Genomic DNA, 24,121 nt, shown 5'->3' with positions numbered 1-24,121 from the left:
TCAGCGTAACATTCCAAGCCCCGGCCATGCGCCGGGGCTTTTGTTTAAAGCCATCGCCCCTGCGCGCTCAGATAGACCCGTGCGCTATCTCCAGTCGCAAAATCTGTCAGCCCACTGATCCGGTGCAGCGCCGCCCGCGCGGAACTAGCGCCCACCGCTTCCATCCCCACGGCGCCAACCTCGCTTGCAACCGGCGTGGCATTGGCGGCCAGATCGTCCCCATCCAGCGTCGCAGTCACCGCCGGTGGTGCGGCAAAACCCGCTGGGTAGCTCCAGTCAGCGGCCAGCCGATGCACAGCATCAAAGCTCAGGTCCAGCGCATGCGCACAGATCATCGTCCCATCCGCCCATTTGGTGAAAGCCCCATTGGCACCGCTCCCCTGCTCGATCACCGCTCCCGTGGGCATGCCGCCGCTCTCTGAGACGCTGCCCACCAGCGACCCACTGTCCCAAAGCCGCTGCCACGCGCCCCAAACACCACCATCAAGCCGCCGCAGATAAAGCGCCCCACCACCCTGATCACACAACATCTGAAACCCGCCATCGGATTCTGATTTCGCCACCAAAACCGCATGCCGCCCGCTCAACCCTGTCGGCACATTGGTGGCAGTGTCAGCATTGACAGAGACTATTCCACCTGAACTTGCTGCATTCAGATCCGTCACCTCCGGTGCTGCACCGCTTCCAAGCCCAAAGCCACCCACCGTCAGCAGCCGTCCCTCAGTGGCATCCAGCGCATCCGCCTGCACCGCACTCCCACTCAAATGCCCCGTCGACGCCGCAACCTTGAGCGCTGTTGTCCAATTGCTCCCATCCGGCGAGACTTTGATCGACCAATCGTTCTCCCCCGCCAGCCCCATCTCCGCATGGCCGGTCCAATTGGATTGAAACAACAGCGAGGTTGTGTCGCCAGCGGATGCCTTGTTCAGCTTCAGCTGATGCCCTGCCCCGTCATGCGAGAACAGCGTCGCCTCTGCCGCCACCGAAAGCCGGTTCACCGCATCCGGCGTCGCCCCCAGCCCCAGCTGGTCAAAGGACAGCCCGGTCCATTGCCCGCCACGATAAATCCGCAACGCCTGCTCCGCCTCGCCAAAGGCACGCCAGCCTTCTTGCGGGGTCAAATACAGCCAGCCGCCATTGGCCCAGACCGCCAGCATCCCGTCCTGCCCGACCCAATCCCCATTCGCGCCTGCCCCAAGCGCATAGCGCTCCCCTTCCGCCGGATTGGCAGGCGGCTCCACCGCATCAAAAGCCTTCACCGACAGCCCGACCAGCGCATCCAGCTGCTCTATCGCCTCATTGTGGGTGACATGCTTCTGCGCCTGCGACGGCTGAATATAAGGCATATCGAGGTTCGGGGATCTCTGGGGCATCGCGCGGTCCTTCTCAGGCAGTTGTGGCCAAAACTGCCCAAACCCTGCGCAAGAGAGATAAACACTTCCTGACACCACCGCACGCTGGTGTGCCTGACACAGAAAAACCCCGCACACCTTCAGATGTACGGGGCTCTCATTTTCAGGTCAGCTCACCTTACAGCGCGCCGTTAAACCGATCCCGCGCCGCGCGGCCATTGTCGCTGTTTTCAAAGCACACATGCAGGCTGTGATCCTCCAGCACCACCTCATGGAACGCCAATGCCCCGGCGTGGCTCGCCAGATTCGCCTCGGTCGTCACCAGATGCTCAAACACGTTGCGGTCAATCACCGCCGCATCAATCCGGCCCGCCGCCACTTTGCTGACGTTGCTGGCATCCGTCGGCCCCGCATCCACAGTCAGCGCCCCCTCAACCGCCATCGCATCAAACGTGGCCTCATTCACATAGCCCTGCACCACGCCAATCTTATAGGCCTTCAGGTCCTCATGGCTGGCCCAGTCAAACCCGCTGTCGGTGCGATAGATGAACCCCACTGGACTGGTGCCAAAAGACGCCGAATAGAGGCACCGGTCTCCGCCCGCATCCGCATCAGAGCCCGTGTCATAATATTCCGGATACACACCGACCCAGGCAGGATCCTTCGCCGCCAGATTCACCGCGCGGTTCCAGGGAAACACCTGCACGGTGGCCTCATCCCCCGCCGCTGCAAAGGCACCAACCACCGCCTCAGTGCTCGCCCCGCTGCCATCCGCCATCACATAAGGCGGCCACTCCAGTGTGGTCAGTTTCAGGGCTTCCGCGTGAACCGCAGGCGCAGCAAAAGCCGCAACCGCCAACGAGAATACCAGTTTCGAAGCGCGCATCGGCGTTCCTTTCCTCTTGGGTCTAATCATTGGCGCCACCGAACCACGATTTTTCTAAGAGAAAGTTACCCGCAACAGCCTCACATAAGGTGATCTAGAGGCAACGCACGCCAAAGGGCACCGACGGCCAAAGGCGCACATCTCCTGAGCGTTCCGGCCCTTCAATGCCCGCTCAGCGCCTCACTCCGCCTGCAGCTGCGCCAGCGCCCAGCGCGCCGCATCCGCAACGGTCTCATCCGCGTCCTCCGCCAGCGGAGCGATCACCGGGCAAAACGCGCCATCCCCCGAATTGCCAATGGCGTAGAGCACATTGCGCACAAAACGGTTCCGCCCGATCCGCTTGATGGGCGAGCCTGAGAAAAACGCCCGAAACTCCTGATCCTGCAACTGCACCAACTCCGCCAGTTTCGGCGCCACCAATGCGTCGCGCGCGTGGTATTTCATCTCCCGCGCATCCTGGGCAAATTTGTTCCACGGGCAGGCCGCCAAACAGTCGTCACATCCGTAAATCCGGTTGCCCAAAAGCGGGCGCAGCGCCTCATCCACCGGCCCATGGGATTCAATGGTCAGATAAGAAATACAACGCCGCGCATCGATCTGATGCGGCGCGGGAAAGGCATTGGTCGGGCACGCATCCAGACAGGCCCGGCAGGAGCCACAATGATCGATTTCAGCCTTATCCGTCTCTAATTCGGCGGTTGTGAACACCGAGCCAATAAAAAACCACGAGCCCAGATCGCGGCTCACCAGATTGGTGTGCTTACCTTGCCAGCCAAGTCCCGCCGCCTGCCCCAGCGGCTTCTCCGGCACCGGGGCCGTGTCCACAAAAACCTTCACTTCCGTCTCAGGCCCGGCTTCTGCAATCAGCCACCTCGCCAAGCGCTTCAACCGCTTTTTGACCGTGTCGTGATAGTCTTTGTTCTGCGCATAAACCGAGATCGCCGCCCGGTCAGCCTGCCCATGCACGGCGGTCGGATCATGTTTGGGCGTATAGCTCTCTCCCAGCATGATCACCGAACGCGCCTCAGGCCAGAGCACGCTGGGGTCACTGCGCCAATGGGTGCGCTCAGCCAGCCAGCCCATCTGCCCGTGATAGCCCTTGTCCAGAAACTTCGCGAGATCCGCGCCCACATGCCCCACAGCATCCGGACGGCACACCCGCGCCAGATCAAAGCCCATCGCCTGTGCTTCGGCCTTCATCCGGTCTGTCAGCTCATGGGACATGTCAGCGTGGCTTTCTCATTCGCCAAATATCCTCGGGGGTGAGGCCGTCAGGCCGAGGGGGCAGACAGCCCCCTTCTCCCGGGTCTTAGAAATCCAGATCCGCATAATGCGCCGGGGGCGGGAAACCGGGCACCTGATCCGCCAGAATCGGCCGAAACGCCGGGCGCGACTTGATGGTCGCATACCAGTCTTTCACCACGGCAGAGCGGTTCCAGTCCACGTCGGAAATATAGTCCAGCGCGCTCAGATGCGCAGCGGCGGCAAAATCCGCCAGCGTCATCATATCCCCGGCCAGCCAGCGGCGGTGATCCAGCAGCCAATGCATGTAATCCAGGTGATATTTGATCGCCTTGGCTCCGGCTTTCACATTGGTGCTGTCAGGATAACCTGTGCCCATCAGCTTGCGGTTGACCCGCTCATAAAGCAGCTTGGAGGTCACCTCGTGATGAAACTTGTCATCAAACCAGGCCACCAGACGCCGCACTTCATAACGCCCGTCCGCATCCTTGGGCATCAGCGCGGTCTCCGGATATTTCTCTTCCAGATACTCACAGATCGCCCCGCTCTCGGCCATCATCTTGCCGTCCATCTTCAGAACCGGCACCTTGGCCGCCGGGTTGCGGCGCAGAAAATCCGGATCCTGCTCCCAGTAGCGCTCCTCGACCAGCTCCACCTCAAGCCGCTTTTCCCCCATGCAGAGGCGCACTTTTCGACAGAACGGAGACAGGGGAACGTGGAACAAACGGTTCATCAGCAAGGTCACAGTGCAATTGAATCTGATTTTGGGCTTTGATCCTCAATGCCCTGCGAAGGCGCATTTTTCAATCCGCAAAACACGCATCCCGCCCGTCTGCGCGTATGGTTGCCGCCCCATCCAGGATCGCAGCGGCCCGCTTGCGCAGCCCCGCCGTGGGCTTGCTGGCAGAGCGCCCCTTCGGATTGGGCAACACCGCCGCCAGCCGCGCCGCCTGCACCGCAGTCAGATCTTCAGGGCCAACACCAAAGTAATGCCGCGCGGCCGCTTCCACGCCAAAGACACCTTCGTCAAACTCCGCCACATTGAGATAGATTTCAAGGATACGGCGCTTGCTCCAGGCCATCTCAACCAGCGGCGTCATCAAGGTTTCCAGCGATTTGCGCAGCCAATTGCGCCCTTGCCAGAAATAGACGTTTTTGACGGTCTGCTGGCTCAGCGTGCTGGCCCCGCGTCCTGCGCCCTCTTCGATTGCGCTGCGGATCGCGCGCATATCAAAGCCCCAGTGCAGGCAGAAATTCGCATCCTCAGCCGCCACCACAGACCGGCGCATCACCGGCGCAACCTCTTCAATCGGAACCCATTGCCGATCAATGCTGCCCAGCCGCCGCTTCTCGCCAACCATGGTCCATGTAAAAGGCGGGTTCACCACAGCATAAAGCAGCACGGACAGCACCACAAAAGCGGTGCCCCAGATCGCCAAACGCCGCACCCAATAGCGCAGCCGTTTCCACTGCCGCTGCATCAGCCCTGCGCCTGACTTTTTGCTGCTCTTTTTCTTGCTCTTGGCCATGACCCTGCCACGTGTTTTACGCATAGGGAGTAGAGCTTCGGCCCCGCCCTGACAAGTCAGTCACGCAAGGCTTTGCCAAGCGCCGCCTATGGCGAGCAGGCCCAGGCCCGCACCTCACAGCCCGCGCCGTAGTTCTGACAGAAGGCCAGCGCCACATCCTCGGCGGCCATGCGCGAATGGCTCTCGCCAAAGCCCCATTGGTCTCGGTCACCCTGCGCCATCGCTCCACAGCCGTTGAAAAAGGTCTTCACCGTGTCGCAGTTGTCACCACAGATCGCCTGCACCCGCTCTCGCGCCATGTCCTCGGAATACTGGCTATAGGCATAGCCGCGCGCGCCCTCCGGCCCGACTCCCACAGCCCCCCAACAGCGCGCAAAGCCACATTGCTGCGCCTCAACTGGGACTGTGCAGGTCAAACTTGCGATCATCAGCGACAGAACACCCCATGGCTTCATCATGCGTCACCTCCATCTTCAACGGTGGCGCGACATTCTGTGCACGCGGGACTTACTGGGCCACCTTAGGCCTCATGCGGTAAAGATTTGGTAAGGCGTATTCTCTCAACACACATGCCTGAGTAAGGCGTGCAGGCTTTGTCACGTGACGTCCTTTAGGTTGAACACCAAAGTCCCATTTACCCGAAATTAGGACGAAATCCGTAGGCCTAAGCTAGCGTGAGGCAGAAAGTACTCTGCTGTCTCAATGAGAGATTTGTCGAAACGTCCTAAGTTTGGAATGCGCATTCATGAAGTTATCTGCCCCGAAGTTTGTTTCAAAGCTCAGCGCCAAGCTCACCGCTGTCATGACCATTTGCCTGTGCTCCACCGTCATTGTCGGCGCAACCCTGACCTATGAAATCTCTCAGCTGACCCGCTTCACCGAAGCGCTGTTTGAGAAAGAATACCAGATCGCCGCCTCCCTGCGCGAAGTCGAAACTCACCTCGTGACCATCAACCGAGACATGCTTACAGCGCTTGTCGACACCTCCGCAGAAACCCATGAGGCCGTTTTTGAGGATGCCCAGGCCAGCGAGGCACTCATCAACACGCTCCTGACAGAGATCGAACAGCTCGCCCCCGCAAACGCTGAAGAAATCGCCAACCTGCGCGCCGCCGTGGAAAACTGGCGCCCTCTCTGGCTTGGCGTGTTCCAGATGGCGGCCAACGGCGGCCATGAATTTGCCTATGAGGCCTTCCGCACCCACGGCCCGGCCCAGCTCGACAACATCCGCGAAGCCTTGAGCGCCATCCGCACCGCCTCTGACGCCTCCACCGCCGCCTTTGTCGCCGATGCTGCCGCCACAAAACAACGTGCCTTCTTGGTCGCCGCCCTCATCATGATCGGCGCCATCGCGCTGAGCATGGGCGGCGGTTACGTCCTGCGCCGCTCCATCGTCTGCAGCATCATCGACCTCAACACCGCCATCGGCAAACTCGGCGCAGACCAGCTCACCGAGCAAACCCCGCACACCGGCCGCCGCGACGAAATCGGCGACATCGCCCGCACCGTGGAGCGGCTCCGCGTCCGGCTGCAGGACGGTGTCGAGGCGCAGGAACGCGAGGCCGAATCCCAGCGCGGCAACGCTCTGGTGGTGGATGTGCTCAGCAAGGCGCTCACCGATCTCGCCCAGGGCGACTTCCGCAACGACGTGAATATCTTCCTGCCCGAAGCCCACAAAAAGCTGCGCTACAAAATCAACGACGCCCTCATCGGCCTCAACGATGTGGTGGTGCAGGTCGGCGAAGCGGCGGAAAACATCCAGACCGAGATCACCGAGATCAACACCGCCACGCAGGAGCTCGCCCACCGCACCGAACGTCAGGCCGCCACGCTGGAACAGACCACCACCGGCATCGATCAGGTCACCGACAGTGTGAAAGCCACCTCCCGCAACGTCGACACCGTGAAAGACGCCGCCATGGGCGCCCGCGCCGACGCCGAAGACAGCAGCCACATCGTGCGCGAAACCGTGCAGGCCATGGCCGAAATCGAGCGCTCCTTTGCCGAGATCAGCCAGTTCATCGGCACCATCGAAGACATCGCCTTTCAGACCAACCTGCTGGCGCTCAACGCCGGGGTCGAAGCCGCCCGCGCAGGTGATGCCGGGAATGGGTTTGCGGTTGTGGCGTCTGAGGTCCGCGCGCTGGCTCTGCGCGCCGCCACTTCGGCGTCTGAGATCAAGGAACAGGTCGAAACCAGCAGCCACCATGTGGAAAAAGGCGTCGAGCTTGTCGGCCGCACCGGCGCGTCACTGGGCGCGATTGTGGATCATGTCTCAGGCATCGCGGAAATGGTCGCCGACATTCACCAATCCGCCAAGGAACAGGCCGCCTCGCTGGGCGACATCAACGCCTCGGTCAATCAGCTCAACAACGTCACCCAGGAAAACGCCGCCATGGTCGAGGAAACCACAGCGGCCAGCAATCTGCTGAACACCAATGCCGTGCAGCTCACCGAGCTGGTGAGGACATTCAAGACCCGTCCGGTGGAGGAGGACGCGCCAGAACGAATGTCGGCGTAAGAAAAGCCGTTAGCCGATCGGCTGGTCTCGAACATGGTCAATTGCAGAAAGATGCAGTTAGCGGACTTGAACAGTTGCCACGTGGCCGACGGCGTCGCGTGACAAATCCGTCATTCGGTGCTGCGAACTAAGTGAACGTGCCACCGCTCAATTCCAACATTCTCCAAAACGATAAATTATCGGACGTGCTTTAGGTCAATCGTTCTGGCAACTGCACCGCATTGCTCCACTGCCGGGGAGAATGGCCGTACATTCTTTTGAACTCGCGGCTGAACTGAGAGGCGCTTTGGTAGCCTACGTCCCATGCCGCCTCCGACACAGTCTTCCCTCCAGCGATTTTCATGGCGGCGTTGTTCAATCGCATCGACTTTACGAACTGTATCGGGGACATTGTCGTGGCTTCTTTGAACCGTCGATGGAATACTGCGCGGCTCATGCCAACGTGATCGGCCATTTCGTCGATTGTGACCTGTTCGTTCAGGTGTGTTGAAAGGTAGTCGATGGTGCGCGCGATTTCATTGTCGGCGCCGAAGGCCCGTCTTGCGGCAGCTCCAGCTTCACCCATGAGCACAGCGTAACACAACTCACGCATGCGCCCCTGCCCGAGCACCTCCAGATCAACCGGATTTTCCAGCAGCTCGAGAAGCCGTAACAAAGCCTGCGTGAACCCAATATCCCAAGAGGACAATGCCAAAGCCGACGACGCTCCAACCCGCGAAAGCCTGCTGCCACCAGCGGCGGTCTGGATCTCCATCGTGAGCTCCCGCATCATTCGTGGCTCCAGCGTAATCACCACGCCGATCAGAGGGTTGTCCTTGGAAGCCAGTGGGGTGCCCGCCTCCACCGGTAAAGTCATGGGGCACAGCAGATATTTGTCGCTGCCATAGATATGGTGCTCACCGTCCAGAACAGCTTCCTTGGTGCCGCTGAGTATAGCCACCACCGTGGGCTCATAGACGGCAGGCACGCAGGGCATCGCCTCTATCACCCGGAAAAGCTGGACGCCTTTCAAAACGGTATCTACGAGACCTGCCTCTGGCAGGCGTCGTTCGATTGCGTCTTTGATTTGTTCTTTGCTCATGCACTCTAGCTGGCAGAGGACTTTCAACTTTGCAATGGAGTTGAGACGATTAGGCAAGTAATCAAGAGGATATCGCCTGTTTGCGCGCCCATTCAGGTTCTATCTGTCCCTTCATGCAACAATACCTCAAACCACCAGTTTGAGCTGGCAGGAGACAGACAATGGCAGACACGACATTCGGACCCAAAGGCTGGACACCCGAGCAGCTCGCCGACCAGTCAGGCAAGACCTACATCATCACCGGCGCCAACGCAGGCGCAGGCTTTCAAGCCGCCCGCAGTCTTCTGAAGAAGAACGCCAAAGTGGTGATGTTGAACCGCTCAGCTGCAAAATCCGGGGCGGCAATCGCGAACCTAAAACAGGAATTCGGCGAGGAAGCTGACGTGAGCTTCATCCGCATGGACCTGTCCGTTCTGGAAAGCGTGCGCGAGGCGACCGAAGAGGTTTTGAAGACCCTGCCACGCATCGACGCGCTGATAAACAACGCGGCCATCGCGCAGGTGCCTACGCGCAAGCTGACTGTCGACGGGTTCGAAAGTCAGCTTGGCACCAACCACTACGGGCATTTTCTGCTCAATGGTCTTCTCTTTGACCGCATCGCCGAAAGCAAAGGTCGCATCGTGATCGTCGCCAGCCTCGGTTATAACCTTGGGCTCAAGACCATCAAGTTCGACGACATGAATTGGAATGAGGGTTACGGCGCAAATAACGCCTATTCGCAGAGCAAGCTGGCTCAGATGATGTTTGCGTATGAGTTGCAAGATCGCCTGGCCGCTGCGGGGAGCAAAGATGTAGAAGTCTTCGTCTGCCATCCCGGCTCATCGGCGACATCACTGATCACAACAAGCGGCAGCCGAGCAATGCGTTTCATCTGGTGGCTAATGACCAAGACACCGATGGTCCAGACCGCAGAACAAGGCTCATACCCCGAAGTCATGTGCGCAACCGAAGAGGCCCTGACCGAGCAACGCGCCCTCTATGGTCCGACGGGTCGTATGGAAATGGTCGGCCCGGTAGGCAAGGGCACATTGAACGCGCATGCCTATGACAAAGCTATCATGAAGCGGCTCTGGCGCGTGTCCGAACAAGCCGTTGGGTTCAAATGGGAACTCTGATGGAGTTATTGAGATCGACTGCCAGCGTATAGGACGGGAAAGCGAGCTTAGGTGCGCTCTGCGACTTCGGGCAGGTTGGGCTCTTTTCCGCCTCCAGCCGCTCCAAGTGCTAATAACCGCTTTGGTCTCGCAAACAGCCTCCAGCAAGTCGCACCGCCACTAAAAAACAAAAACCCCCGCCAGCCAGCGCCAGCGGGGGTCTTTTTTCGTCTCTATCCCGGCCTTATTCCGCCGGAACCGCTGTTTCCTCAACCGTCAGAGGGTGCGGGATGTGTACCAGCATTTCTTTCGGGCAGACCTGCAGGAAGTTGGCTTTTTCCACATCCCAGTGTTGCAGGATGTCACGCGCCTTGGCGCTGCCGGTTTCGGCCACATGGCGCTCGATCAGGCCTTTCAGCTGATCTTCCCAGTGCTGCACCGTCACCGGACAGGTCACCAGCGTTTCCATGTTCATGACGTCCTCGGCTTTGCCTTCCGGATCATAGAGATAGGCCATGCCGCCGGTCATGCCTGCGCCGAAGTTTGCGCCAATCTCGCCAAGGATCACGGCCACGCCGCCGGTCATGTATTCACAGCCACAGGCGCCACAGCCCTCGACCACCACTTTTGCACCGGAGTTTCGCACCGCAAAGCGCTCGCCTGCGCGGCCCGCGGCAAACAGGTGCCCGTCGGTGGCGCCATAAAGCACGGTGTTGCCGATGATGGTGTTCTCGGCTGCTGTCAGCGGGCTCGCCATGGGCGGGCGCACCACCACGGTGCCGCCCGACAGGCCCTTGCCCACATAGTCATTGGCATCTCCGGACACTTCGATCTTCAGGCCCGGTGCCGCAAAGGCGCCCAGAGACTGCCCCGCAGAGCCGGTGAGCTTCACGGTCAGATGGTCTTCCTGCAGCGTGTTGCGCATGCCGAAGTTGCGCACGATGTGGCTTGAGGTGCGTGTGCCCACCGTCCGGTGCGTGTTCTGCACCGCATAGGAGAGCTGCATCTTCTCGCCTTCCTGAAGGAAGCGCGCCGCATCCCGCACGATCTCCGCATCCAGCGTGTCAGGCACGTAGTTGCGGTCTTTGTCGCGGTTGTAGACGATGTCATGCGCGCCATCGACGGTGATCAGGAGCGGGTTGAGATCCAGATCATCCAGATGGGCAGAGCCACGGCTCACCTGCGCCAGAAGGTCGGCACGGCCAATCACCTCATCGAGGCTGCGCGCCCCGATGGAGGCGAGGATTTCCCGCACTTCCTGCGCATAGAAGGTGATCAGATTCACCACTTTGTCTGCAGAACCGGTGTATTTCGCACGCAGGCTTTCGTCCTGTGTACAAACCCCGACCGGGCAGGTGTTGGATTGACACTGACGCACCATGATGCAGCCCATCGCGATCAGCGCCGCGGTGCCGATGCCATATTCTTCAGCGCCCATCATCGCCGCCATCACGATGTCACGCCCCGTGCGCAGACCACCATCAGTCCGCAGCGTGACCCGCTCGCGCAGGTTGTTCATCGCCAGCACCTGATGCGCCTCGGTGAGACCCATCTCCCACGGCAGACCTGCATGTTTGATCGAGGTCGCCGGGCTTGCACCGGTCCCGCCATTGTGACCCGAGATCAGGATGATATCGGCCTTCGCCTTCGCCACACCGGCCGCAATCGTGCCCACACCAGAAGAGGCCACCAGCTTCACCGTCACCTTACAGCGCGGATTGATCTGCTTGAGGTCATAGATCAGCTGCGCCAGATCCTCGATGGAGTAGATATCGTGGTGCGGCGGCGGGGAGATTAGCGTCACGCCTTTGGTGGAGTGGCGCAGACGAGCGATCAGGTCGGTGACCTTCATCCCCGGCAGCTGGCCGCCTTCACCGGGCTTTGCACCCTGCGCCACTTTGATCTCCAGCTCTTCACACTGGTTCAGATACTCCGCGGTCACACCAAACCGGCCCGACGCCACCTGTTTGATCTTCGCAGAGGGGTTGTCGCCATTTGGCTCTGGCACAAAATGCGCCGGATCTTCGCCGCCCTCACCGGAGTCAGACTTCGCGCCAATCCGGTTCATCGCCACGTTCAGCGTCTTATGCGCCTCAGGGCTCAGCGCCCCCAGCGACATGCCCGGCGTCACAAAGCGCTTACGGATCGCGGTGATGCTTTCCACTTCCTCAAGCGGCACAGGCTTGCCGATCGCCTTGATGTCCAGCAGATCGCGCAGATGGATCGGCGGGTTCGCCTGCATCTTCGCGGAATACTGTTTCCACAGCTGGTAAGACGCACGGTTACACGCCGCCTGCATCATATGCATTGTCTGCGCGCCCCAGGCATGGGTCTCACCAGATTTCCGCGCCTTGTAGAAGCCGCCAATCGGCAGCACATCCGTGCCCGACAGGAAGCCCTTGGCGTGCACCTCTTCGATCTTCTTCTGAATGCCGCTCACACCGATGCCGGAAATCCGGCTGGTCATGCCGGGGAAGTATTCCGCACACATGGCACGGGACAAACCCACCGCCTCAAAATTCAGACCACCGCGATAGGAGGAAATCACAGAGATCCCCATCTTCGCCATGATCTTCAGAAGCCCTTGGTCAATCGCCTCACGATAGCGCGCGACGTTCTCGGTCAGCGTGCCATCCGCCAGACCGCGCTCAATGCGATCCGCCAGCGTGTCTTCTGCCAAGTAAGCGTTCACCACCGTCGCACCTGCGCCGATCAGCACCGCAAAATAATGCGGGTCGATACATTCCGCCGAACGCACGTTCAGCGAGCAGAAGGTCCGCAGACCTTTGCGGGTCAGATGGCTGTGCACCGCGCTGGTGGCCAAAATCATCGGCATCGCGACCTTGTCAGCACCCTGCGCCTCATCAGACAGCACAATGTGGCCCGCGCCGGAACGCACGGCGTCTTCGGCCTCGGCGCGAATGCGCTCAAGACCCACCTGCAGCGCACGGGAATCCGCGCCCGCCGCAAAGGTACAGTCGATACGCACCACCGTGTCATCAAACGCCTCAAGCAACCGCGCGAACTGTGCGTTGGCCACAAACGGGCTGTCCAGAACAGCGATTTCGGTCTGGCTGCCGTCCTCATCCAGCACGTTCTTCAGATTGCCAAACCGGGTCTTCAGCGACATCACGCGATATTCGCGCAGGCTGTCGATCGGAGGGTTGGTCACCTGAGAGAAGTTCTGACGGAAGAAATGGCTCAGCGGACGGTACATGTTGGACAGAACCGCAGACGGAGTGTCATCGCCCATCGAGGCCAGCGCCTCTTTGCCATCCTCAGCCATCGGCGCAAGGATCTGCTCGATCTCTTCCATAGAGAAGCCCGCCGCGATCTGACGCGCACGCAGCTCTTCGCCGGTGAAAGTCGCGGTTTCCGTCACCGCATCCAGCTCACCTGCCAGATCACGGATCTTGCCAACCCATTCGCCATAAGGCTTGGCATTGGCCAGTTTGTCCTTGATCTCCGTGTCGTGGTAGAGCTTGCCCTCTTTCATATCCACAGCCAGAAGCTGGCCCGGACCAAGCGCGCCTTTTTCCACCACATTGGATTCATCAATCGGCACCATGCCGGCCTCAGAGCCGGAAATCAGCAGGCCATCACCGGTCACAACATAGCGCATCGGGCGCAGGCCGTTACGGTCCAGACCCGCACAGACCCAGCGGCCGTCTGTCATCGCCAGCGCGGCAGGGCCATCCCATGGCTCCATCACAGAGTTGCAGTAGGAATACATGTCGCGCCACGCCTGCGGCAGCTCAACCGCCTGCTTGGACCAGCTTTCCGGCACCAGCATGGTTTTTGCCATTGGCGCGGAACGGCCCGCACGCACCAGAACTTCAAACACGCCGTCCAGCGCGGCGGAGTCAGACGCCCCACCCGGCACAATCGGTTTGATGTCTTCGGCATAGTCGCCAAAGCTGTCAGACGCCATGCGGATCTCATGGCTCTTCATCCAGTTCAGGTTGCCTTTCAGCGTGTTGATCTCACCATTGTGCGCCAGCATGCGGAACGGCTGTGCAAGCCACCATTGCGGGAAGGTATTGGTGGAATAGCGCTGGTGATAGAGCGCAAAGGCACTTTCAAAGCGCTCATCCATCAGGTCGGGGTAGAACACCGCAACCTGCTCCGCTAGCATCATGCCTTTGTAGATGATCGAGCGGCAGGACAGCGATGCAATGTAAAGCTCACCGATATTGGCCGCCAGCGCCGCCTTCTCGATGCGGCGACGGATCACATAGAGCTCACGCTCAAAGGTGTCTTCGTCCACACCCTTGGAGTTGGAGATCAGGATCTGCTCAATCTCCGGACGGGTCGCGTTGGCTTTTTCACCAAGACAGCTCACATCCACCGGCACATGGCGCCAGCCATAGATGCGATAGCCCATTTTCAGAACTTCGGTTTCCACGATGGTCCGGCAGTGCTCCTGTGCGCCGAAATCCGTCCGTGGCAGGAAGACCTGACCAACCGCGATCAGCTCATCTTTGTTGGGCTCATGACCGGTGCGTTCAATCTGGTCATAGAAGAATGGCACAGGGATCTGCACGTGAATGCCCGCGCCATCGCCGGTCTTGCCGTCCGCGTCCACCGCACCACGGTGCCAGATCGCTTTCAATGCGGTGATGCCCGCTTCCACAACCTGACGGCTTGGTTTGCCGTCAATGGAAACCACAAGACCCACACCACAGGAGGAGTGCTCTTCTTCTTCGGAATAGAGGCCGTTCTCCGCCATCCACTTGCGTTTGGCTTCTTCGGCTCTGACCCAGTTCTGATCAAATTTGGTCATTCGCTATCTCCATCATTTGCACCGGGTGTCCCGAGGTGGGGTGGCACGTGGCCTTTTCCGGCGAACTGCGCTGTCGGCTCCTCAAGCCAGTTTGGTCAGCGCTTATGTCTTATTTACTATTGCCTGCTGTTTTCGGCACCGTCGCGATACAGTCGCAATACCGACGCGATACAGACAGTCGTTTTTTGCCCTTTTCCGAGCGCGTTAACGATTACTCAGCGGCCACAGCTTGTGTTGCGCCAAAGCGTTCGATGATCGCATCTGCGCAATCCCGTCCGTCTTTGATCGCCCAGACCACAAGGCTTGCACCGCGCACGATATCGCCCACCGCATAGACGCCATCCAGATCAGTGGCGCCGGTGGTGAACTGTGCTTTCACGGTGCCCCAGCGGGTCACTTCCAGCTCAGGCTGACCCCAGAGGGTTGGCAGGTCTTCCGGCTCAAAGCCCAGCGCCTTGATGACCAGATCCGCATCTTCCACGTAATCCGCACCTTCGATCACCTCAGGGCTTTGACGGCCCGATGCATCCGGCTGGCCGAGGCGCATCTTTTGCACCATCACACCCTCTACGCGGTCACCACCGGTGAAACCTTTCGGGGCGGACAGCCAGACAAATTCCACGCCTTCTTCTTCGGCGTTCTGTGTTTCCCGCTGGGAGCCAGGCATGTTGGCCTTGTCGCGGCGATAGAGACATTTCACGCTCTCAGCGCCTTGGCGGATCGCGGTGCGGACACAGTCCATCGCAGTGTCACCACCGCCGATCACCACAACCTTTTTGCCCTCTGCATTCAGCTCGCCGCTCTCGATCTCAGGCACGGTGTCGCCAAAGTTCAGACGGTTGGAGGCGGTGAGGTAGTCAATCGCTTTCACAATGCCCTCTGCACCAGCGCCCGGGCCTTGCAAATCACGGCTTTTGTACACGCCAGTGGCGATGATCACAGCGTCATGCGCATCGCGGATATCTTGGAACGAAATGTCCTCACCCACGTTGCAGTTCAGCTTGAAGGTCACGCCGCCATCTTCCAGCAGCTTGTTGCGGCGCATGACCACGTCTTTTTCCAGTTTGAAGCCCGGAATGCCGTAGGTCAGCAGGCCGCCTGCGCGGTCATAGCGGTCATAGATGGTCACCTGAAACCCTGCGCGGCGCAGACGGTCTGCGGCGGCCAGACCGCCGGGGCCCGCGCCGATGATGCCCACGCTCTCGCCACGCTCTTCGCTTGGCGCCAGCGCTTCGACCCAGCCGTTTTCCCAGGCGGTGTCGGTGATGTATTTTTCGACAGACCCAATGGTCACAGTGCCATGGCCGGACTGCTCAATCACACAGTTGCCTTCACACAGACGGTCCTGCGGGCAGATGCGGCCACAGATTTCCGGGAAGGTGTTGGTGGCTTGGCTCACCGCATAGGCCTCTTTCAGACGGCCGGTCGCCGTCAGGTTCAGCCAGTCCGGGATATTGTTGTGAAGCGGGCAGTGGCTCTGACAGTAAGGCACACCACACTGGCTGCACCGACTCGCCTGCTCTTCCGCCTTTACCTTGGCGTACTCCGCATAGATCTCATTGAAATCTTCCTTGCGCACCGACGCATCACGCTTCTCCGGCATATCGCGCTCTACGGTCACAAATTTCAACATAGGTTGCTTAGCCACGTCCGCTGCCTCCAGATTTTTCCAGTCCCGGCTGTCTAAAGAATAATCAATCAGCATAAAAGTCAGTTTTACTGACCTATATTCTGCTTTTTTGATGTTTTTTGCGCAATCGGATCAAAAAAACTCAAACTTTAGGTCCGAAGGGTGCTTAAATTCTATATTTCCCTTGAATCACTGGCCAATTATACCTGAGTCGTTCAACGCGAGGTCGCCCTTATTATGGCACTTTTTCACATATTTTTGGTGGCAATCATTCAAGGCCTCACCGAATTTCTCCCGGTTAGCTCCTCAGGGCACCTGATTCTCCTCTCAAAACTGACTCCTCTCCCGGATCAGGGACTCGCGATAGATGTCGCCGCGCACCTAGGCACTCTCGGCGCTGTCGTCATTTATTTCTGGGCGGATGTACGCGACGCTTTGGCTGGCCTCCCGCGCCTTGCGATAGGCAAACGTGACACTCCCGGCGCGCGCCTCGCGTTTCTGCTGATCATCGCCACACTCCCTGTTATCGCTGCAGGGTTGCTGCTCAAACTCAGCGGTGTCGACGAAGCCATGCGCTCCGTCTCAGTAATTGGATGGACCATGATCCTCTTCGGTCTGGTGCTCTGGTGGGCGGATCGCTTCGGGACGCAGAGTAAAACCGAAGCGAGTTGGAACCTCAAAGACGCGTGGAAACTCGGCCTATGGCAAGCTATAGCGCTGATCCCTGGCACTTCGCGATCAGGTATCACCATCACAGGGGCACGTCAGATGGGCTATGCCCGCAAAGACGCCGCCAAACTTGCCATGCTTATGTCGATCCCCACGATCTTGGCGAGTGGTGCCCTGCTTTCCATCGACGTTGCAACACAGGCGGACATGACAATCCTTCGGGATGGCGCACTCGCAGCGATCTTCTCATTCTTCGCGGCTCTGCTCGCCCTGATCCTTATGATGCGATTGCTCCGCACCGTCAGCTTCACGCCCTATGTGATTTATCGGGTCATCCTTGGGATCTTGCTCCTCGGCTTTGCATACAGCTGACCGGCAGGCACAAAAAAACGCCGCTGAAACAGCGGCGCTTTCAGAATTCTTCAAAGCGAGGGCTTATGCCAGCGCTTTTACCCGAGATGCCAGACGGGACATCTTACGGGACGCGGTGTTCTTGTGATAAACACCTTTGCTCACGCCACGCATCAGTTCTGGCTGAGCTGCGCGCAGAGCAGCAGTGGCCGCCGCTTTGTCACCGGATTCGATCGCTTCTTCTACTTTGCGCAGGAAGGTGCGGATGCGGGAGCGACGTGCTTTGTTAACTTCGAGACGGCGCTCGTTCTGACGGGCGCGTTTTTTTGCTTGGGGCGAATTTGCCATGATCTTGGACCTTTTTGGTTCGGTACGTTTGTAATGCGTGCCACGTCCGAACGGCCCTCTCTGTCAAAGAGAATCAGATCAAGCCTAAGCGGGCTGCACGCGCATGTATGGCGGAGCCTTATAAGGCTTTTGCAAAAACATGCAATGCCAAATCATCCAAAGACAAAGGAGACACAGGCACGCGTCGTCGCGCAGGATCTACGGAATTTTGGCGAGTGAAAATTTGGTCGGAGTGAGAGGATTCGAACCTCCGACCCCTGCCTCCCGAAGACAGTGCTCTACCAGGCTGAGCTACACTCCGACCGTGCCGCGCGAGATAGTCGGTTCGATTTGCTTTGGCAAGGGCAACCACAGCCCTCTACGGATCGGTCTTGTCTGTTAGTTCCGGCCTCCGCATGGCCGAACTGACGCGCAGACTGCCGGGAGAAATGCCTCGTGAGCGGGTCCGCAGCACGGGTGTTTGTTCCGAATTTCCACCCATAGCTTCGCGCGCAATGATGAAAAGGCCGCTGGCTACGATAATTGCGGCGCCAAGCAGTGTTGCCACGTCAGGTGACTCACCAAAAAACAAGGCTCCAAAGATCATCGCCCAAATGATCTGAGAATACTGCATAGGCGCAACCAGCGCCGCTTCGCCAATCGTATAGGCATAAACCAGAAGCAAGGTCGCGCAGAAGCCAAAGAGAGACACAAACGCCATACTGCCAAGGTCAATCAGTGGCATGGGCTCATATACAAACACGAGAACCACCGACATCACGGCAACACTGCCCAAAAGCGGATAGAGCATGAGAACGACGCGCCGCTCTTCACGTCCGATTTTGCGGACGATAACAGACTGAAGGGCCGCACTTAGCGCAGTGATAATCGCTGCGGCATGACCTGCATTTAGCTCCGTGGCACCAGGGCGCACGACAATCATCACGCCTCCAAGACCAATGACGACAGCGAGCATCCGCCAGAGCCCAACTTTCTCCTTTAGGATTGGAATCGACATCAATGTGATCAGCAGAGGTGAAGAGAACAAAATCGCGTAGACCTGCGCCAATGGCAGATTTGCGAAGGCGTAAAACCCGGCGGCAGGTGCAATAACAACGCACAAAGACCGCACAGCCACCCACCAAGGATGCACTGGGCGTAGATTTCCCTGCGTCGGGTCCCGCACCAACATCATTGTCACAAGTGGGAAAGAAAACAGGGAAGCAAAGAAAACGATCTGAAAGGGCGAATAGGTCGCGCCAAGATACTTTGCGACCACATCATGCGTAGAATAAAGCGCAAAGGCCAAAAGGGCCAAAAGGGTCGCCTTGAGGTTCATCGGAAATCTTCACCAGGTTTGCTGTGAGGCCACTGTCGGCGTTTGAGCGCAACGCTTCAAATGAAAAAGCGATGCGCTCAATAATCACTCTAGAAATAGCTGCGCACAAGGCTGCCTGCAATCAGGCTCCAGCCATCTGCAATCACAAAGAAGCTGAGCTTAAACGGCAATGACACGATTGCTGGTGGGACCATCATCATACCCATGGACATCAAAACTGCTGCAACCACCAGGTCGATAATGAGGAAGGGCAGGAAGATCAGGAAGCCGATCTGAAAAGCGCGCGCGATCTCAGAGAGCATGAAGCTCGGCACCAAAACAGACAATGGCGCATCCGGCCCAGGAGCGACCTGTGCCGTATCAGGGCGCAATGCAGCAAGATGCAAAAAGGTGTCGGGATCCAAGCGAGAGGACATAAACAGCCGGAAAGGTTCCGTGGTACGCTGGAACGCTGTCTCTATATCAATCAACTCGTCCAGAAGCGGTTGCACGCCCGTCGTCCAAGCCTGCATGAACACTGGCTCCATCACGTAATACGTCAGGAACATGGCCAGTGAGACCATCATCATATTGGGTGGCGATTGCTGCAGCCCGATCGCCTGCCGCAGGATCGACAACACCGTCACAATGAACGGGAAACATGTCACCATGATCGCGATACCCGGCGCGAGGCTGAGTATCGTGATCAAAAGGAATAGCTGAATGCTGCGCGCCGTAAGCGATTCATCGTTCCCGATAGACAGCGATACATCCTGAGCGGATGCAGCGTCAGCCTGAAAGAGAACGAAGATTAGCAGGGCGGCGGCGATAGAAGCCGCCTTACGCATCAGAGACCGCTTTCGAATTCTGCGACTTCGGTCAGGCGAACGGCCAGCTGACCTTCTTGGCCGCCCTCAAGCTCTTCCAGCTCGCCACGGGCAATCAGCTTGTCCCCGACGTAAAGCTCCACTGGATCGTCCACACGCTTGTCCAGCGGCAAAACGGAGTTCTCATTCATATTCAGCAAATCACCGATCAGCGGCCGCGCCTTGCCGACAGAGATTGTGATCTCAACCGGCACGGAGGTGAACGGGTTGGCGGAGTCGGGTTTCATCATTGGATCAGCCATTCTGGGCCTCCTTGCGGGTTTCATGTGTGAACGCTTTCAGAGCTTCGGCAACGGTGTCCAAAACTTCGCTCATATCCAGCAGTCGTTCGCGTTCTGCGAATTCGAATCTGATTTGACCTTCCCCTAGGCTCTCGTCACGGACGACTTCGACGGGGAATTGTGGGGTTTCAGGCATGACATCAATAACCGGCTGAAACGCATCCGGTGCAGCGGACAAAACAACAGGAGTTTCGCTGCTTTCGCGAACGATCTCATTGAGTTGTTCCACCGCCAGCGCCCCAATGGCTTGGCGCGCCAGTTCCGGCAAGACGGTCATGATCGCTTTCTCGATGGTGGGCGCCATGTCGGCGACGATGGCTTCGCGCGCCTCATGATAAGTGAAAGACAAATCCTGAAGCTTGCGCTCAAGTTCCGCAGACATATTTGCGTGTTCTTCGGATTTCGCATTGATCGCGTCATCCCAACCCGCCTTGTAGCCTTGCTCAAAGCTTTCCAGCATCTCGTCTTCGTTGCCTACTGCTTCTTCAACAGGTGCGGGTTGCGGCTCAGTAATGCCACCAAAGTCTTCAAAAAGATGGGAGACCGACATTAGGCACGCTCCTCACGATCGTCCAACCAATGGCGCAGGATTTCCACCGTTTCTTCTTTGCGATCACTGATCAAGGACCGCAGACGTTCGGCTGCATCAGATTGTGACATGCCATCGCCTCCCATTGGCATATCTCCTCCAAGCGCAGGCAAGCCGCCAACTTCGCCACCCATGTCACCAATCGCCATCGGCATCCCCATGTCTCCACCCATGTCACCCATCATCGGAGCCATCGCCGGGAAACCATCGTCTCCATCAAGGCCCGGCAACATCGGTGCCTCAGCCATTTCGTTCAGATCACCTGCCCCGGCGCCGCCGGCCAGCAGAGGACGAATGACGAACAGTCCAAGAACAAGCGCAACAATTGCGAGCACTGCTGTCTGGATGATGGACATCAAATCAAGCGTCATACCTTTGAACATCGAGGTTTCAGCAGAGGTCCCCATCGGCAATGCTGGCTGGAAGGTCATCGACTTCAGGGTGATGACATCGCCGCGCGCCTCGTCAAACCCGACTGCAGAGGCGACAAGCTCCCGCAATGCGCCCATTTCTTCTTCAGGGCGCGGGATGACAATTGTCTCGCCTTCAGGAGTTTCTGTCGTCGTTCCGTTCACAAGCACCGCGACTGTCATACGGCGAATGGCACCTGGCTGACGCAAAATCTCGCGCTGCGTCTCAGACACCTCATAGTTGATTCGCTCTCTGGTCTCACGGTTCTGGTTGGAAGAGCCGGACTCATTCCCTGCCGCATCTCCGTCAGGCAAGTTGGAAGCAACCGTCACCTGACCACTGGCGTTCTGGGAATCGGTGCTGCGTTCCTCGGTATCCGTGCTGATGGCCACCCGGCCGTTTGGATCAAAGATTCGCTCAGTGATAGACTCAGTCTCCGTCACTGTTTCAATGCTCACTTCAACCACAGCATTGCCTGGACCGACACGCGCTTCAAGCAAGCGCTGAACAGCGAGACGTGTCTCTTCTTCGCGATTTTCACCCACTTTGGTTGTGGTTTCTTCGGCAACGCCGACCAGCCCGCCATTGCCATCAATGATTGCCACATCTTCCGGCGACAGGCCCGAAACGGCGGACGCCACCAAGAATCGCAGAGCTTGCGCATGTTTTGTGGGCAGATCGCCAGCAGCGGTCGTTATTGTCACCGACGCAGAGGGTTTAATTTGGCGCTGAAACGGGTTTGAGGAGGCGTTCGCAATATGAACGCGCGCTTGGCTGATAAGCGGGCTAACCACGATGGTACGCGCAAGCTCACCTTCTTTGGCACGCCAGTATGCCGCATCAAACATTTGCGAAGTTGTACCGAAGCCTGAAAGCGAATCGAGAAGCTCGTAGCCCTGCGTCGTATTTGCTGGCAGCCCCTCGCTCGCAAGCGTCATGCGCAGTTCGTCACGCGCGGAAGAAGCCACATAGATTGAGCCTCCCCGCACCTCGTACACGGCGCCGCGCTGTTCCAGCGCCCGCACCACTTCACCTGCTGCGCCACTCTCAAGGCCGCTATAAAGCAAAGCCATTCCAGGTTTTGTTGCCACCCGCCCCAGGGAAAGTACTGTCGCAAATACTGCGACGGTGGCCAACACGACGATCACTTTCCGCCGCAAGTCCAACCCAGTCCACATATTCAATAATTGTTGCACGTCTTTACTCCGTGATGCCGCACCTTCTGCACGACCTTGAACAACTGTTTCCACTATCAGGCTTAACAATCGGTTAGTTTCTGTGTGGTTGAACTTGCAGGGACAAAGAATTTGGAACCTGCGATGACTGACGAAACTGTCGACACAGAGGAGACGCCAAGAAAGGCGTCAAAACTCCCTTTAATTATTGGGCTTGTGCTTGCTTTGGCAGGCGGAGGCGGCGGCTTCTTTGCCGTCTACTCAGGCATGATATTGGGAAGCGATTCTGCACCAGCGGCAGAAGAAGAATCGGTTGAGATGGATAAACCCGAAGCTCTCCCGGACATCACATATGTTGGCCTCGACCCATTTGTCGTTTCACTGACATCTGGTGGTTCCGCTGACTATTTGCGGTTTCGCGCGCAGCTAGAGGTTCCCAGCGCACACCAAGAAGAAGTCGAACGCGTTCTCCCACGGGTCGTGGATGTCCTTAATGGATATCTCCGCGCACTTAGCCCAGCAGACATCGAATCGCCCGATGCCTTGGTGAAGCTGCGCTCTCAGATGTTGCGCCGTGTCCAAATTGTAACTGGCCAAGAGCGGGTTTCCGACCTTTTGGTCATGGAATTCGTGCTGAATTAAGGAGTGCCGAGATGGATTTGATTGCAGATATCTTACTGGTCGCGGGTGCTCTTGGTGCAGGGCTCTATTGCTATGTGCTCGCACGCAGACTTGCGAAATTTAATGACCTTGAAACCGGTGTAGGCGGTGCGGTCGCTGTCTTGTCCGCGCAAGTTGACGACATGACACGCACCCTCAAGGCCGCTCAGCAGACCGCCGGGAAATCGACAGAGCGGCTTGAAACGCTGACCGAGCGCGCAGAAGGCGTTTCGAAGCGTTTGGAACTCATGCTGGCGTCAATGCATGACTTGCAGGACAGCGCCGCAGCGGATGCGGCCAAAGCTGAGGCAAAAGCCGCAGAAGAAGCTCTGCGAAAAGAGCTTGAAGCAGCTGCCAAGCGTAAAGCTGAAGACGCAGAACAAGATGATGATGACGAGCTGACGGATGAAGATCTCCTCGACCAAGAGTTCGAGATTGATTTCGAAGCCGAAGAAGAAGAACGCCTGCGTCGTCGCGAGAAAAAGAAAGCCAAACGCAAGGCGAAGCGAAAAGCTGCAAAAGAGGCGGCTACGCAAACTAAAAAGAAAGGCAAATCGGGCAAGACAAACGCAGATGAGGGCACAAAAGCTGCCCCGGTCTTCACCCGTCACGTTGCTTAAACGGAGCGAAAGCAATGAAAAAGGCTCAGAAAAACGCGCCAGCCAAAGCTGGCGCTGCCGACAAGACCCGCAAGCCAAAAGCCAAAGGCAAAGCGCCGCGTAAACAGGCCAAAGGCAGTCTGTTTATGATCGCGTCTTTCCTGGTAGCTTCTGCCACTTTGCGGGTGGGCGTGGGCGCAACAGAAGCGCTGGCACGCGAAGAGCCGCTCCTTGATTCGCCTCAAATGGCGATGGCGGAACCGCAAGCCTGCGAGCATCCAGAAGACATGCGCAAGCTGATGTCCGTGTTTGAAGAACGCGAGGCGCGTATCGCGAAGCAGGAAGCCGAGATCAAGAATCGCCTCCAGGCGCTCAATATCGCGGACGCCGAAGTGTCGCGCAAAATGGCAGCGCTTGAAGATGCTGAAAATCGCCTGCGCGACATGATTTCCATTGCCGAGACCGCCGCCGAAGACGACCTGACACGCCTGACTCAGGTTTATGAGACCATGAAGCCCAAAAGCGTCGCCCTCCTTTTTGAAGAGATGGATCCACAGTTTGCAGCCGGCTTTATTGGCCGGATGAAGCCTGAGGCCGCTGCTGGAATCATGGCTGGCATGAAACCTGATGCTGCTTACACAATCAGCGTGATTTTGGCCGGACGGAACGCAAATTCGCCCACCGAATGAGACATTGTTAACCCGCTGCTGCGTATGGTCACCCAAGAAGGGTAAAA

Annotated in this window: 20 protein-coding genes, 1 tRNA gene and 1 pseudogene; 6 read left to right on the top strand and 16 right to left on the bottom strand. The window is 58.2% G+C overall.

Going from position 1 to position 24,121, the window contains the following annotated elements; genetic code table 11:
* Positions 1–44: 44 nt before the first annotated feature.
* The 6 genes from J7400_RS02060 to J7400_RS02035 form a co-directional block, all read right to left on the bottom strand.
* Positions 45–1,373 (bottom strand): DUF2793 domain-containing protein, encoded by a 1,329-nt coding sequence (locus J7400_RS02060; RefSeq protein WP_209058449.1) that lies wholly within the window; start codon positions 1,371–1,373, stop codon positions 45–47.
* A 157-nt stretch (positions 1,374–1,530) separates the two neighbouring features.
* Entirely contained in the window at positions 1,531–2,238 is a 708-nt protein-coding gene (locus J7400_RS02055) for an ABC transporter substrate-binding protein (protein WP_209058448.1), read from the bottom strand.
* A 180-nt stretch (positions 2,239–2,418) separates the two neighbouring features.
* The gene (queG, locus tag J7400_RS02050; protein WP_209058447.1) at positions 2,419–3,462 is read right to left on the bottom strand and encodes a tRNA epoxyqueuosine(34) reductase QueG; all 1,044 of its coding nucleotides are present in this window, start codon (positions 3,460–3,462) and stop codon (positions 2,419–2,421) included.
* Between the two features lie 85 nt (positions 3,463–3,547).
* Positions 3,548–4,213: a glutathione S-transferase family protein gene (locus J7400_RS02045; RefSeq protein WP_209058445.1), complete on the bottom strand. Its 666-nt coding sequence runs from the start codon at positions 4,211–4,213 to the stop codon at positions 3,548–3,550.
* A gap of 70 nt (positions 4,214–4,283) precedes the next feature.
* Positions 4,284–5,009, bottom strand: coding sequence for a monofunctional biosynthetic peptidoglycan transglycosylase (gene mtgA / locus J7400_RS02040; RefSeq protein WP_209058443.1), 726 nt, complete (start codon positions 5,007–5,009; stop codon positions 4,284–4,286).
* Between the two features lie 86 nt (positions 5,010–5,095).
* A complete protein-coding gene (locus tag J7400_RS02035) occupies positions 5,096–5,467 on the bottom strand; it encodes a DUF4189 domain-containing protein (protein ID WP_209058440.1) in 372 nt (123 codons plus the stop codon).
* Between the two features lie 287 nt (positions 5,468–5,754).
* Here J7400_RS02035 and J7400_RS02030 point away from each other — a divergent pair, with 287 nt between their 5' ends.
* Positions 5,755–7,530, top strand: coding sequence for a HAMP domain-containing methyl-accepting chemotaxis protein (locus J7400_RS02030; protein WP_209058439.1), 1,776 nt, complete (start codon positions 5,755–5,757; stop codon positions 7,528–7,530).
* A gap of 190 nt (positions 7,531–7,720) precedes the next feature.
* Here the strand turns inward: J7400_RS02030 and J7400_RS02025 are convergent, their stop codons facing one another.
* Complete coding sequence (locus J7400_RS02025; RefSeq protein ID WP_209058437.1) at positions 7,721–8,611, bottom strand: AraC family transcriptional regulator; 891 nt, start codon at positions 8,609–8,611, stop codon at positions 7,721–7,723.
* 161 nt (positions 8,612–8,772) lie between these two features.
* Between J7400_RS02025 and J7400_RS02020 the strand changes: the two genes are divergently transcribed.
* Entirely contained in the window at positions 8,773–9,726 is a 954-nt protein-coding gene (locus tag J7400_RS02020) for an SDR family oxidoreductase (protein WP_209058435.1), read from the top strand.
* A 223-nt stretch (positions 9,727–9,949) separates the two neighbouring features.
* Here the strand turns inward: J7400_RS02020 and gltB are convergent, their stop codons facing one another.
* Both gltB and J7400_RS02010 read right to left on the bottom strand, forming a co-directional pair.
* On the bottom strand, positions 9,950–14,488 hold the full coding sequence (gltB, locus tag J7400_RS02015) for a glutamate synthase large subunit (protein ID WP_209058433.1): 4,539 nt from the start codon (positions 14,486–14,488) through the stop codon (positions 9,950–9,952).
* A gap of 211 nt (positions 14,489–14,699) precedes the next feature.
* Entirely contained in the window at positions 14,700–16,136 is a 1,437-nt protein-coding gene (locus J7400_RS02010; protein WP_209058432.1) for an NAD(P)-dependent oxidoreductase, read from the bottom strand.
* Positions 16,137–16,355: 219 nt separating this feature from the next.
* Here J7400_RS02010 and J7400_RS02005 point away from each other — a divergent pair, with 219 nt between their 5' ends.
* Positions 16,356–17,159 carry an undecaprenyl-diphosphate phosphatase gene (locus J7400_RS02005; RefSeq protein WP_209058431.1) on the top strand — a complete coding sequence of 268 codons (804 nt, stop codon included), beginning with the start codon at positions 16,356–16,358 and terminating at the stop codon, positions 17,157–17,159.
* A gap of 63 nt (positions 17,160–17,222) precedes the next feature.
* Here J7400_RS02005 and rpsT read toward each other — a convergent pair whose 3' ends face one another.
* From rpsT to fliF, 7 genes are all read right to left on the bottom strand, one after another.
* Positions 17,223–17,486, bottom strand: coding sequence for a 30S ribosomal protein S20 (gene rpsT, locus J7400_RS02000; RefSeq protein ID WP_209058430.1), 264 nt, complete (start codon positions 17,484–17,486; stop codon positions 17,223–17,225).
* 224 nt (positions 17,487–17,710) lie between these two features.
* Positions 17,711–17,787: transfer RNA gene (locus J7400_RS01995), tRNA-Pro, on the bottom strand.
* A 57-nt stretch (positions 17,788–17,844) separates the two neighbouring features.
* Positions 17,845–18,804 carry a DMT family transporter gene (locus J7400_RS01990; protein WP_209058429.1) on the bottom strand — a complete coding sequence of 320 codons (960 nt, stop codon included), beginning with the start codon at positions 18,802–18,804 and terminating at the stop codon, positions 17,845–17,847.
* Between the two features lie 89 nt (positions 18,805–18,893).
* Positions 18,894–19,631 (bottom strand): flagellar type III secretion system pore protein FliP, encoded by a 738-nt coding sequence (gene fliP / locus J7400_RS01985; protein WP_209058428.1) that lies wholly within the window; start codon positions 19,629–19,631, stop codon positions 18,894–18,896.
* Positions 19,631–19,912 carry a FliM/FliN family flagellar motor switch protein gene (locus J7400_RS01980; protein WP_209058427.1) on the bottom strand — a complete coding sequence of 94 codons (282 nt, stop codon included), beginning with the start codon at positions 19,910–19,912 and terminating at the stop codon, positions 19,631–19,633. Before J7400_RS01980 ends, fliP begins: the two co-directional genes overlap by 1 nt.
* Positions 19,905–20,501, bottom strand: a complete 597-nt coding sequence (locus J7400_RS01975; protein WP_209058425.1) for a hypothetical protein — start codon at positions 20,499–20,501, stop codon at positions 19,905–19,907. The genes J7400_RS01980 and J7400_RS01975 overlap by 8 nt, the downstream gene beginning before the upstream one ends.
* Positions 20,501–22,129 carry a flagellar basal-body MS-ring/collar protein FliF gene (gene fliF / locus J7400_RS01970; protein WP_247738603.1) on the bottom strand — a complete coding sequence of 543 codons (1,629 nt, stop codon included), beginning with the start codon at positions 22,127–22,129 and terminating at the stop codon, positions 20,501–20,503. Before fliF ends, J7400_RS01975 begins: the two co-directional genes overlap by 1 nt.
* 141 nt (positions 22,130–22,270) lie before the next feature.
* Here fliF and J7400_RS01965 point away from each other — a divergent pair, with 141 nt between their 5' ends.
* The 3 genes and pseudogenes from J7400_RS01965 (at position 22,271) to J7400_RS01955 (ending at position 24,074) form a co-directional block, all read left to right on the top strand.
* Positions 22,271–22,768, top strand: coding sequence for a flagellar basal body-associated FliL family protein (locus J7400_RS01965; RefSeq protein ID WP_209058423.1), 498 nt, complete (start codon positions 22,271–22,273; stop codon positions 22,766–22,768).
* An 11-nt stretch (positions 22,769–22,779) separates the two neighbouring features.
* Positions 22,780–23,064, top strand: a pseudogene (locus J7400_RS01960) (hypothetical protein); the annotation flags it as partial.
* 356 nt (positions 23,065–23,420) lie between these two features.
* On the top strand, positions 23,421–24,074 hold the full coding sequence (locus tag J7400_RS01955; RefSeq protein ID WP_247738568.1) for a hypothetical protein: 654 nt from the start codon (positions 23,421–23,423) through the stop codon (positions 24,072–24,074).
* The last annotated feature ends 47 nt before the right edge of the window (positions 24,075–24,121 follow it).

This window comes from Shimia sp. R9_2 (genome assembly GCF_017743735.1).
Taxonomy (GTDB): Bacteria; Pseudomonadota; Alphaproteobacteria; order Rhodobacterales; family Rhodobacteraceae; genus Shimia.
The sequence above is the reverse complement of the archived record's forward strand: the minus strand, read 5'-3'. Positions and strand labels throughout refer to the sequence as shown.